Below are 12,490 nucleotides of genomic sequence, written 5' to 3'. Positions count from 1 at the left end.
CGCCGTTGCGGGACGCATGCAACTGCTGCTGCAATACCCGCTCCCATTCGGACTGAGTAGGCCCTGCGAGGGCCGTATCGAAGGTGCACAGAGGTGGGCGCCTTCGATACGCGGCTACGCCGCTACTCAGGACGAACGGGAGTGGGAGCGCGCAGCTGCATGGGGCCTCTTACTTCGCGATCCAGGCGGCGAAGCGTTGCTCCAGCTCTTCGCCGTGGTCGGTCCAGAACTGCAGGCTCAGTTGCACGGCGTCCTTGGCATTGGCCGGCGAGGTCGGCAGGTTGCCCAGGGTCTTGGCATCCAGCAGCTTCAGGGCGCCCTTGTTGACGGGGCCGTAAGCGATGTTGTTGGCATAGACCTTCTGGTTCTCGGGCTGGCTGGCGAAGCTGATGAACTTCTCGGCCAGGGCCTTGTTCGGCGAACCCTTGGGGATCACCCAGTAATCCAGGGTGTAGACGCTGCCGGTCCAGACCACCTTGAGGTTCTTGCCTTCGCGCTGGGCGGCATCGATGCGGCCGTTGTAGGCGTTGGCCATGACCACGTCACCCGAGGCCAGGAACTGGGCCGGCAGGGCGCCCGCATCCCACCACTGGATGTTGGGTTTCAGCTGGTCCAGTTTCTTGAAGGCGCGGTCCACGCCTTCCTTGGTGGCCAGCACCTTGTAGACGTCCTTGGTCGGCACGCCGTCGGCCATCAGGGCGAACTCCAGGTTGTACTGGGCGCTCTTCTTCATGCCGCGCTTGCCGGGGTATTTCTTGGTGTCCCAGAAATCGGCCCAGCCGGTCGGTGCGCTCTTGAGCTTGTCGGCGTTGTAGGCCAGCACGGTGGACCAGACGAAGGCGCCCATGCCGCATTCGCTGACGGTGGCTTCGGGGATGTAGTCGTCCTTCTTGATGGTCTTGGCCAGGTCCAGCTTTTCGATCAGGCCGTCGTCACAGGCGCGGTTGAGGTCGCCGCCATCGATTTCCACCACGTCCCAGCTGACCTTCCTGGTTTCGACCATGGCCTTGACCTTGGCCAGTTCACCGTTGAATTCGGCAGTCACGACCTTGGTGCCGGTGCTCTTCTGGAAGGGTTCGACGTAGGCGACCTTCTGCGCGTTGCCATTGGCGCCGCCGAAGTTGACCAGGGTCAGTTCAGCGGCAGAGGCCGCGCCGGAAAGCAGCAGGCCCAGGGCGAGCGGGGACAGCAGGGCGGGTGTCAGGCGTTTCATTGTTGTTCCTCGTTGGTTATCGTGCTTGTTGACTGTGTGACGTTGTTGCGCTGGATCGGACTTCATGGGCAATCTGCGTTGCCTGGAAAACTAACAAATGGAACTGCAACATCAAGGTACGGCGAAACAAAAAAGCTAAGAAAAACTAAGTAAACGGGAATGAGCCGGGCGCTCAGAGGAAGCAGCGCAGGCGATCCTGCGCGATATGCAGCACCACGCTGCTGCCCTCGGCCAGGCCGGCCAGCGCCGGGTCGGAGAGCGAGAGCTTGACGAAGCAATCTTCCTGCCCTGTGACGGTGCAACGCACACGCACATGGTCGCCGAAATAGATCAGGCCGCCGATGGTGGCGCGCAGGCTGTTGGGTTCGCTGCTGCCACCTGCGGCCAGGCGGATGCGTTCGGGGCGCACGCAGGCGGTGATGGTCTGGCCGGCGTGCGCGCGGTGGACATTGAGACCGGTCAGCACGGTGCCATCGGCCAGGCGCACGGTACAGTGCTCGCCCTGTACCGATTCCACGCTGCCCTTGAAACGGTTGTTGTCGCCGATGAAGTTGGCCACGAACTGGTTGTCGGGATATTCGTAGAGTTCGGTCACTGGGGCCAGCTGCTGGATCACGCCCTGGTCGAAGACGGCCACGCGGTCGGACATGGTGAGGGCTTCGCTCTGGTCGTGGGTGACATAGACGAAGGTCACGCCCAGGCGCTTGTGCAGGGCCTTCAGTTCCAGCTGCATGTGTTCGCGCAGCTGCTTGTCGAGCGCGCCCAGCGGTTCGTCCATCAACACCAGTTGCGGATCGAAGACCAGTGTGCGCGCCAGCGCCACGCGCTGCTGCTGGCCGCCCGAGAGCTGGGTCGGATAACGGTCGCCGAATTTCCCCATCTGCACCATGTCCAGCGCCTGCTTGACCTTGGCTTCGCGGGTGGCGCGATCCATCTTGCGCACCGACAGCGGATAGGCCACGTTCTGGGCGATGGTCATGTGCGGGAACAGCGCATAGTTCTGGAACACCATGCCGATGTTGCGCTTGTGGGGCGGCACGCGGTTGAGCAACTGGCCATCGAGACGGATCTCGCCGCCGGTGGGAAACTCGAACCCCGCCAGCATCATCAGGCAGGTGGTCTTGCCCGAACCCGAGGGGCCGAGCAGGGTCAGGAATTCGCCACGGCGAATCTCCAGGTCCAGGCTCTTGACGATCAGGTTCTCGCCGTCATAGGTCTTCTTCACGCCACAGAACTGCACCAGCACGTCGCTGTTGCTGTCGGCCGTCGCTTGTTGCTGGGGTGCCTGCTTCATTGCATAAGCTGCCATCATCGATCCTCTCTCTACGCGGGGCCGGATTCGTCGCCCGGCCCGTCTACCCTGTTACTGATCTGCTACTGTCTGCAGCTGCCCTGCAATGCAAATCTCAGGCCAGCTTGATGGCTGCGGCCAGGATGCCCAGCGCTTCGTCCATGACGGCATCGGGAATCGTCAGCGGGAACAGGAAGCGGATCACGTTGCCGTAGCTGCCGCAGGTCAGCAGCAGCAGGCCGTGATCCAGGGCGTGCTGTTGCACCTTCTTCGTGTAGTCCGCATCCGGCTTGCCGGTGGCCGGGTCGGCGAACTCCACGGCGACCATGGCACCCACGCCGCGTACTTCGGCAATCTGCGGCACGGCCGAACGCAGCTCCTTGAGATGCTCCTGCAGCTTGTCGCCCAGGCGTGCGCCACGAGCTACCAGCTTTTCTTCCTGCATCACGTCCAGCACCGCCAGCGCCGAGGCCACCGCCAGGGGATTGCCGGCATAGGTGCCGCCCAGGCCACCGGGGGCGGGCGCATCCATGATCTCGGCACGACCATTGACGGCCGACAGCGGCATACCACCGGCCAGGCTCTTGGCCATGGTCATCAAATCGGGCAGCACGTCGTAATGTTCCATCGCAAACAGTTTGCCGGTACGGCCATAGCCGGACTGCACTTCGTCGGCGATCAGCAGGATGCCGTGCTCGTCGCAGATGGCGCGCAGGCCGCGCATGAAGTCGGCCGGGGCGGCGTAGAAGCCGCCTTCGCCCTGCACCGGCTCCAGGATGATGGCGGCCACGCGGCGCGCTTCGATGTCGCTCTTGAAGAGGCCCTTGACGGCTTCCAGCGCATCGTCGGTGCTGATGCCATGCAGCGTGCTGGGGTAGGGGGCGTGGTAGACGTCGCCCGGGAAGGGCCCGAAGCCCAGCTTGTAGGGAGCGACCTTGCCGGTCAGCGCCATGCCCATCATGGTCCGGCCGTGGAAGCCGCCGGCAAAGGCGATCACGCCAGGACGGCCGGTATGGGCGCGGGCGATCTTGATGGCGTTTTCCACCGCCTCGGCGCCGGTGGAAAAGAAGGCGGTCTTCTTGGGGTAGTCGCCCGGGGTCACGGCGTTGATGCGCTCGGCCAGTTCCACGTAGCTGGCATAGGGCACGATCTGGTAGGCGGTGTGGGTGAACTTCTCCATCTGGGCGCGCATGGCGTCGAGCAGCTTCGGATGACGGTGGCCGGTGTTGAGCACGGCGATGCCGGCGGCGAAGTCGATGAAGCGGCGGCCCTCGACATCCCACAACTCGGCGTTGACGGCACGCTCGGCGTAGAAGTCGCACATCACGCCCACGCCGCGCGGGGTGGCGGCGTTCTTTCGTTGTTGCAGTTCCTGGTTGGTCACCTGGGTGGTCATTGCTTGCTCCGTTCTTGCTGCGTTGAGTGGCGCCGGCACGGCGCGGAAATTGCTGAGTCGGGAAACAATATAAAACCCAAGTGGCACTGTAATATAGAGCCAATTTCAAATATCTGATGGTGCCACTTGAAACTCGCCTCCTTGTCCGACTATCTGCTGCTGCGCATCAACCGTCCTTCCTCCAAGGCCGGTCCGGGCAAGGGCCGTGCCGCTGCCGGCCGGGAAAGCACCGCAACGAAAGGCCCCCGAACAGGCAAGACCGCGGCTGCCGTTCCGGTGAATCGGCAGATCTACCAGTTGATCCGCGAAGCCATTCTGGCCCACACCTTGCCGGCCGGCATGCAATTGCCGTCCTCGCGCGACCTCGCCACTGAGCTGGGGACCTCGCGCAATACCGTGACCTATGCCTATGAGCAGTTGCTGGCCGAGGGGTATCTGGAAAGCCGCACCGGCGCCGGCACCTTCGTGGCCGACACGGCGCCGGACCAGATGCCCGAAGCAGTGGAGCGCAAGGAGCCGCTGACGGACCCCTCCGGCAAGTCCGAACTGTCGGCGCGGGGTGCGTTGCTGACGCGGCAGGCCGGTGTCGGCGAGCGCCAGTGGGGCGCCTTCATGCCGGGTGTGCCGGATGTCACCTGCGTGCCTTACAAGATCTGGGGAAGGCTGCAGAACAAGCACTGGCGTCGTTCCAATTCGGACCTGCTGACCTATGGCCCCGGCGCCGGTTATGCGGGGCTGCGCGAGCAGATCGCCGAATACCTGCGCGTGGCACGCTCGGTCAATTGCACGGCCTCGCAGGTGTTGATCACCACCGGCATCCACCAATCGATCGACATCGTGGTCAAGCTGCTGGGCGAGCATGGCGATACCGCCTGGGTCGAAGATCCCTGCTACTGGGGCACGCGCAGCGTGCTCAATTCGCTGGGCATCCAGTCGGTCCCCATCGCGGTGGACCAGGAAGGCATGCGCATGCGCCTGGCCAACCTGCGCCGGCCGCCGCGCTTCATCTGCACCACGCCTTCGCACCAGTATCCGCTGGGCATGGTGATGAGCCTGTCGCGGCGGCGCATGCTGCTGGAATACGCCGCGACTCACAAGGTGTGGATCATCGAGGATGACTACGACAGCGAATTCCGCTACGGCGGACGGCCGCTGGCCTCGCTGCAGGGCATGGATACCCAGGACCGGGTGCTCTACATGGGGACCTTCAGCAAGATCATGTTCCCGGGCTTGCGCATCGGTTTCCTGGTGGTGCCGGAATCGCTGGCGCGCGCCTTCGCCACGGGCATCGCCGAGTTGTATCGCAATGGTCAGGTGTTCCTGCAGGCGACGCTGGCCGACTTCATGGCCGAGGGGCATTTTGCGTCGCACATCCGCAAGATGCGGGTGCTCTACGCGGAACGGCTGCAGTTGCTGCAACAGGCCATCAATCGCCACTTCGGCGAAAAGATGACCATCACCGGCGGCGAGGCCGGCCTGCACCTGGTGCTGGGTCTGCCGCAGGAGTGCGACGACGTGCTCATCTGCGAGCAGGCGCTGGCCGCCGGTATCGTGGTGCGACCGCTGTCGCGCTACTACATGCATGCCCGTGGTGCGCGGCGTGGGCTGCTGCTGGGCTATGCGAGCGTGCCCAATGACGAGATCGCCCGGGCCTTCGACAAGCTGGCTGCGGTGATCAAGCCGCATCTGGCGTGAGCCGCCAGCGGCAAGGGATTGCGGGCGATTTTCGCTTCTGCGATGAAAGTCTTTATCGGGGCAGGTTCTGGCGGGCGCGAGCTTGCGGACCTAAGATGGTGTCCATGCAAGGCAGGCAGATACAAGCCTCCTGCCTGATGCAACCCTCACGTTCCACAGAAAAGGATTTCCCATGAAAGCCATTGTCTACCGGCAGCACGGCCTGCCCATCAGCAACCCCGAGTCCCTGATCGATACCACCCTGCCTGAGCCCACACCGGGCGAGCGCGACCTGCTGGTCGAGGTCAAGGCGATCTCGGTCAATCCGGTCGATACCAAGGTGCGCGCCGGCTCGCCCGTCAAGGAGCCGCGCGTACTGGGCTGGGACGCCTCGGGCGTGGTACGCGCCGTGGGATCGGCGGTAACGCTGTTTCAGCCTGGTGATGAAGTGTTCTATGCCGGCTCCATCACCCGACCCGGCTCCAACAGCGAACTGCACGTGGTGGACGAGCGCATCGTCGGCCGCAAGCCCGCCAGCCTGGGCCACGCCGATGCAGCGGCCATCCCGCTGACGGCCATCACGGCCTGGGAACTGCTGTTCGACCGCGTGGCCGTGCCGGAAGGTGGTGGCCAGGGACGCAGCCTGCTCATCATCGGTGCTGCCGGGGGCGTTGGCTCCATGCTGACCCAGCTGGCCCGCCGCCTGACGCAACTGACCGTCATCGGCACCGCCTCGCGCCCGGAGACCGTGCAATGGGTGCAGGAGCTGGGCGCGCACCACGTGATCGACCATAGCCAGCCGCTCAAGCCGCAACTGGAGAAGATCGGCATCCCCGAGGTCGATATCGTCATCAGCCTGACCCACACCGACCAGCACTTTGCGCAAATCGTCGAGGTGCTGGCGCCGCAGGGCCAACTGGCCCTGATCGACGACCCGGCCACGCTGGATGTGGTGCCGCTCAAGCGCAAGAGCATTTCACTGCACTGGGAGCTGATGTTTACGCGCTCCATGTTCCAGACCGCCGACATGATCCGCCAGCACGAGCTCCTGCAACGCGTGGCGCAACTGATCGACGAGGGTGTGCTGCGCACCACCACGGGTGAGCATTTCGGCAGCATCAATGCCGAGAATCTGCGCCGCGCGCATGCCCTGATCGAGACCAATCGGGCGCGGGGCAAGGTGGTGCTGGAAGGCTTCTGAGCCCTCGGGTGCCAGGCCAGGAGAGGCAATCAACCCTGAGCTCAGCCGTCTCGCGGCCCGACGCTTATTCGAGCGCCGGCCGCGGGTCATCCATTGGATGACCCGCGGTGTTGAACGTCGGCGCAAAATATTGTTATTTTGATAGCAAAACCGGTTCGCCCGCCGACCCATGGTAAATTACCGGGTCCGGACCGGTTCATTGCGTCCGGGCCCTTTGACAACCCCGATAGGAACCCTCGTTGGAAAACATATTACTGATCGTCGCAGCCTTCTTCCTGGTTGCGTTGAACGGTTTTTTCGTTGCTGCAGAATTCAGTCTGGTCAAGTTGCGTCAAACGCGCATCCGGGCCATCGCAAAAACACAAGGCTTGCGCGGCCGCATCCTGGCCGTGGTCCACAATCAACTGGACGCCTATCTCTCCGCCTGCCAACTCGGTATCACCCTGGCCTCGCTGGGCCTGGGCTGGATCGGTGAACCGGCATTCGCCCGGCTGCTGGAACCGCTCTTCTCGCTGGTGGGCGTGACCAACCAGGAACTGATCCACGGCATCTCGTTCGTCTTTGCCTTCTTCGTCATTTCCTTCCTGCACATCGTGGCCGGTGAACTGGCCCCCAAGTCCATGGCCATCCGCAGCCCGGAAAAGCTGGGCCTGTGGTGCGCCGTGCCGCTGTATGGCTTCTACTGGGGCATGTATCCGCTGATCTGGGTGCTCAACGCCAGCTCCAACTGGCTGCTGCGCGTGGCCGGACTGGGCGCCGGCCATGGGCATGACGCGCACTATTCCTCGGATGAACTCAAGCTGATCCTGCGCGCCGGTGGCAAGAGCGGCAAGAGTGGCAAGTTCACCCGCGACGAATGGAACATGCTCGCGCAGAGCCTGAACTTCGCCGAACTGGACGTGGCCGACATCATGCGCCCCGCCAGTGAAATCGTGGCCCTGGGCGATGACAAGACCCAGGAAGAAAACCTGGACATCATCTACCGCAACCGCTATTCGCGTTATCCCTACTTCGACGCCGAGCGCCAGCAGGTGCTGGGCCTGGTCCACCTGAAGGACGTGTTCCTGGCGCAGCAGGATGGTCGCGCCATCGGCAACCTGAAGGATTATCTGCGCCCGGTGCAGTTCATCTCGCCCGCCTTGCCGGCGCTGGACCTGCTGCGCCGCTTCCGCACCGGCACGCCGCACTTCGCCGTCATCGGCAAGAAGGGCCAGCCGCCGCAGGGCTTCATCACCCTGGACAATATGCTCAGCCTGCTGGTGGGCGAGATCCGCGACGAATTCCGCCACAACACCGGCGAGTGGACCCGCCAGGACGACGGTACCCTGCTGGGCAAGGGCAGCCTGCCCATCGTCACGCTGGAGAACATGCTGGGCATCGACATCGAGTACGACGACAGCATCGACTCCGTCGGTGGCCTGGTGATGGAGAAATTGGGCGACCTCCCCAAGGAAGGCCAGAAGATCGAGTTTCCCGCCTTCGACGTGGTCATCAAGCGCATGTCTGGGCCGAAGATCGTGCTGGTGAAGGTCTATCCGAAGATGGTGGAGATGCGGGAGTAGGTCTGTGCCTGACTGAGGACCACGCCGGTCCTTGCACCAGGAATGCCGTTCAGCGTCGTGCTGGACGGCATTTTTTGTTTCGGGGGCGGGGAGGGGGCTTCGATAGCGCTGCTGCTGCTTTTAGGCGACTGAGGAAGTCCGCCGCTGTCAGTCCATTAGGGGTGTTGATGATGACCTCTTCATCTTTTTCCAGCACGGTGGGGTTGATGGTGCCGAAGATATCGGCCTGCGTGTCCGTGACCAGCTTGCTGGCCAGGGCGGCGTTGACGGCGGCAAGGTTGGTGTCAGTCACCTTGGCGACGCCCATGGCGCGGTAGTCGGCGACAGTGGGGGCGCCCAGCGCCGCGTCGGCCATATTGGTCTTCGCATAGTTGGTGATCTTGTCCAGGGCGGCAACCGCCTTGGCGACCAGGGTCTCGAGCGCAGGTACGGAATTCAAGGCCTTGCCATCGGCGCCGCTGGTGCCGATGGCAGCGAGGATGGCTTCCTGCTGCGCGGCTGTCTTGCCGGAGATGTCCACGCCCAGTAGCTGCAGATCGGCGGCGGTGGGGGCGGCCTTGGGGGCTGTGACTTCAGGCTTGGCGGCGGTGTCGGGTTTAATGGCCGCGTCGGGCTGGGGAGTCACTTCGGGCTTGCCCTGTTCGTCATAGGCCGTAATGTTCGCGTTCGAGATGGAACCCAGCGCGACGCCGCCTTTGATGACGGCCGGGGCTGGATCGACGGAGCCCGCGGCTGCAGTGCCGTTTCCAGCACCTGCACCGCCGCTGCCACTGTTAGAACTGCTACTGCCGCCGCCGCTGCTGCCAGCACCACCTGCGCCAGCAGCCGCGGCACCGCCCGCCGCACCACCGCCGCCACCGCCACCGCCGGCTGCGGCAGCCAGCAGGGCCAATGCGCCGGCTGCGATGGGCCATTGCACGCCCCAGTTCTTTTCATGCTGCGAGTTGATTTCGGCATCGGTGATCTGCTTCTGATGGTCGGGGGCCTTGATGGATGAATAATTGGGGCGTTCGGTGTTGCCCTCGCTGCCGCGGGTGTCGGCAGCGGCACTGGGGTCCCGGTCACCGGTATCGGCGACTACCGGCTTGTCGCCTTCTTCTTCCTCTTCCTCGCGGGCCCTGTTGGTGCGGGTGTTGTTCTTGTTGTAGCGCGTGATCTCCTTGGAACTGACGGTCAGGTTGGCTTCGGGCGAGACGTCGATCTGGTCGATCTGCTGGAATACCCTGGCCAGCGGCAGCTGTCCGTCTGCGAACTGCAGCGCCATGTCCGGCGAACCCATGGCATCGAGTGCGCCATTGTTGATGATGATGCGATCACCATTGACCAGGACCAGCATCAGGTCAACGTCGAGTGCACGCACATCCTTGATGCTTCTGATGGAGATTTTCTTGAGGTAGTCATTGGCGTCGGAATGATGCTTGATGACGGTAGTGGTCATGGTGATGCTCCCTAAAATGAATGAATCGAAGAGGAATGGCCGGACAGGCGGGTACTTGGCGTCTGGCAGTGCAGGCAGGTCTCTGGGAGGAGTCGGATCCGGTGGAGACAGCGTGCTCGCGTAGACGCGAAGGCGCTGCATGAGTCCGAACCGGATCAGTATTCAACCTGGATGGAATCAGAATTCAGCGACAAACGGCAGCCATAGTGATGGCCTTGCCTGATCCTGATAAGGGGGGATTTATAAAAAGCGCGGGAATTCAAAAGATTAACTAAATACACCTACTCCGATTTCGATTTTTATATCAAATTAATTGCGACTATTTTCTAGAAGAAGTTTTGGTATGGGCAGCTACGCCTATCCCCATCTCCCGAAAAGCCTTTGTCATAGCGGATTTTGAACATTTGGCAGGGATGAATGAAGCTGGCGTAGTGTCGTTGTAAGAAAGTTTTCGAAACTTCTGGGCTATGCGCAGTCCGGGCAGAAAACTAACTTTATTCTTCCTTTGCATACGTTCAGACGCGTAGCAATGCAGATGAACGGGCGATTGCGCCAGCATCCATCGGTCGTCACGGGATTTCACCTTTGATGTCGCAACAAATGATGAGAAATACGTCGCCGCCCACATCGCACACGGTCGAAAAAAAACCGGTCCCTGAAAATCAGGAACCGGTTTCTCTCTTCACTGCCTGCCCCGTCAATCAGTGACGGGGCAGGGTGATGCAATACTTCATGTCACAACAGTCAGATCAGAACCCCAGCGTGCGTCCATCCGGATTGCGCGGATCGGAGAAGCCGTCAAAGCCGTCTTCCCGGATCTGGATGGTCTGCGTGCGTCCCATGGAGGGTTGCACGCTGATCTTCTGGCCCTTGTCCTGCAGGATCTTCAGGGTATCGGCGGAGAGCCCCTTTTCCACGCGCAGCTGGTCCGGCGCCCACTGATGATGGATACGCGGAGTGATGGTGGCTTCGGCCACGTTCATGTCGTGGTCGATCACGTTGAGGATGGTCTGCATCGTGGTCGTGATGATGCGGCTGCCACCCGGGCTGCCGGTGACCAGGAAGGGCTTGCCGTCCTTGAGCACGAAGGTGGGCGACATCGACGACAGCGGTCGCTTGTACGGTCCCACTGCATTGGCGTCGCCACCGATCAGACCGAAGGCATTGGGTACGCCCGGCTTGGCGGCGAAGTCATCCATCTCGTTGTTCAAGGTGATGCCGGTGCCGGTGGCGACGATGCCGCTGCCGAAGTTCAGGTTCAGGGTGTAGGTGGTGGCCACCAGGTTGCCGTCCTTGTCGGCCACGGAGTAGTGGGTGGTCTGGTCGCTTTCATACGGCTGCGGCTGGCCCGGCTTGATCTCGGTGGAAGGCGTGGCGCGATCCGGGTTGATCTTCTTGGCCAGTTCGTCGGCGTAGGCGCGCGAGGTCAGGCCCTTGACGGGGACCTTGGTGAAATCCGGATCGCCCAGGTATTCCGAACGGTCGGCGTAGGCCAGCTTCATGGCTTCGGCCATCAGGTGGATGGTCTGGGCGCTGTCGGCGCCGTATTGCTTGAGCGGATAACGTTCCAGGATGTTCATCATCTGGATGATGTGTACGCCACCGGAGCTTGGCGGCGGCATGGACATCACCTGGTAGCCACGATAGTTGCCCGACACCGGCACGCGTTCGACCACCTTGTAGTTGCGCAGGTCGTCGGCGCTGATGAGACCGCCGTGCTTGTCCATCTCGGCCACGATCTTCCTGGCGATGGCACCGTCATAGAAGGCCTTGGGGCCTTCCTTGGCGATCAGGCGCAGGGACTTGGCCAGATCCTTCTGGACCAGCATTTCGCCTTCCTTGAGGGGACGACCTTCCTTGAAGAAGATCGCCTTGGACGAATCCCACTGGCCCAGGTGCTCACGCTCGGCGGCCAGGATCAGCGCCAGGCTGCGGCTGACCGGGTAGCCTTTTTCGGCCAGTTCGACCGCCGGCTGGATGACCTGCGACAGCTTCATCGTGCCGTATTTGGCGAGTGCATGCGACAGGCCCGCCACCGTGCCCGGTACGCCCACGGCCAGGTGGGTGTAGAGCGAACGGCCGGGGACCACGTTGCCCTTGTCGTCCAGGTACATGTTGCGGGTGGCGCGCTGCGGCGCCATCTCGCGGAAGTCCAGGGCCACGTTCTTGCCGGTCTTGGCATCGTGGATCATCATGAAACCGCCACCGCCGATGTTGCCCGCATTGGGCAGCACCACCGCCAGCGCGAAGCCGACCGCCACGCCCGCATCGACGGCGTTGCCGCCCTTCTTGAGGATGTCCACGCCGACCTTGGTGGCCAGTTCCTGTTCGGTGGCGACCATGCCGTGCTGGCTATGGACCGGGCTGATGATGTCGTAGGTCAGGTCGTACTTGACCACGGGGGCCGCCGGCGGCGCCGTCTGGGCGCTGGCCGGCAGGAAGGCCAGTGCGCCGCACAAGGGCAGCAGGGCCATGGCGGCGGGTTTGCAAAGACCGGTGAATGTCTGCATGAGGGATGCTCCTGATGATCTGGACTTGAGAATGTGCATATTATTTATAGGAATGCCGTCCCGATGCGATGCGGCAGCAGCCTGGACGACACCGGAAGATTGTAGAGAATGGACCGCATCTGTCCAGAGCCAGCGGCCAGCGATGGATGGATTATTGATGGTGATTCGTCCATGGATGGACGGGATGCGGCGGACCGATGAGGTG

Annotated in this window: 8 protein-coding genes; 3 read left to right on the top strand and 5 right to left on the bottom strand. The window is 62.7% G+C overall.

Annotation, left to right across the window (positions count from 1 at the left end):
- Nucleotides 1-169 precede the first annotated feature (169 nt).
- From ACEOAC_RS20390 to ACEOAC_RS20380, 3 genes are all read right to left on the bottom strand, one after another.
- On the bottom strand, nt 170-1,213 hold the full coding sequence (locus tag ACEOAC_RS20390; RefSeq protein ID WP_413444880.1) for an ABC transporter substrate-binding protein: 1,044 nt from the start codon (nt 1,211-1,213) through the stop codon (nt 170-172).
- 172 nt (nt 1,214-1,385) lie between these two features.
- Nucleotides 1,386-2,522 carry an ABC transporter ATP-binding protein gene (locus ACEOAC_RS20385; protein WP_413444879.1) on the bottom strand — a complete coding sequence of 379 codons (1,137 nt, stop codon included), beginning with the start codon at nt 2,520-2,522 and terminating at the stop codon, nt 1,386-1,388.
- A gap of 97 nt (nt 2,523-2,619) precedes the next feature.
- On the bottom strand, nt 2,620-3,900 hold the full coding sequence (locus ACEOAC_RS20380) for a 4-aminobutyrate--2-oxoglutarate transaminase (RefSeq protein ID WP_413444878.1): 1,281 nt from the start codon (nt 3,898-3,900) through the stop codon (nt 2,620-2,622).
- Nucleotides 3,901-4,026: 126 nt separating this feature from the next.
- Here ACEOAC_RS20380 and ACEOAC_RS20375 point away from each other — a divergent pair, with 126 nt between their 5' ends.
- From ACEOAC_RS20375 to ACEOAC_RS20365, 3 genes are all read left to right on the top strand, one after another.
- Nucleotides 4,027-5,595 (top strand): PLP-dependent aminotransferase family protein, encoded by a 1,569-nt coding sequence (locus ACEOAC_RS20375; protein ID WP_413444877.1) that lies wholly within the window; start codon nt 4,027-4,029, stop codon nt 5,593-5,595.
- 172 nt (nt 5,596-5,767) lie between these two features.
- Entirely contained in the window at nt 5,768-6,775 is a 1,008-nt protein-coding gene (locus ACEOAC_RS20370; protein ID WP_102663097.1) for a zinc-binding alcohol dehydrogenase family protein, read from the top strand.
- A gap of 239 nt (nt 6,776-7,014) precedes the next feature.
- Nucleotides 7,015-8,337, top strand: coding sequence for a hemolysin family protein (locus tag ACEOAC_RS20365; RefSeq protein WP_006465271.1), 1,323 nt, complete (start codon nt 7,015-7,017; stop codon nt 8,335-8,337).
- 49 nt (nt 8,338-8,386) lie between these two features.
- Here ACEOAC_RS20365 and ACEOAC_RS20360 read toward each other — a convergent pair whose 3' ends face one another.
- Nucleotides 8,387-9,775 (bottom strand): hypothetical protein, encoded by a 1,389-nt coding sequence (locus tag ACEOAC_RS20360; RefSeq protein WP_413628553.1) that lies wholly within the window; start codon nt 9,773-9,775, stop codon nt 8,387-8,389.
- Nucleotides 9,776-10,524: 749 nt separating this feature from the next.
- Complete coding sequence (ggt, locus tag ACEOAC_RS20355; RefSeq protein WP_006465275.1) at nt 10,525-12,285, bottom strand: gamma-glutamyltransferase; 1,761 nt, start codon at nt 12,283-12,285, stop codon at nt 10,525-10,527.
- Between the last annotated feature and the right edge of the window lie 205 nt (nt 12,286-12,490).

Source organism: Herbaspirillum frisingense (genome assembly GCF_047325095.1).
GTDB lineage: Bacteria > Pseudomonadota > Gammaproteobacteria > Burkholderiales > Burkholderiaceae_D > Herbaspirillum > Herbaspirillum frisingense.
Note: the sequence above shows the minus strand (reverse complement) of the source record. Positions and strands in the feature narration are given on the sequence as shown.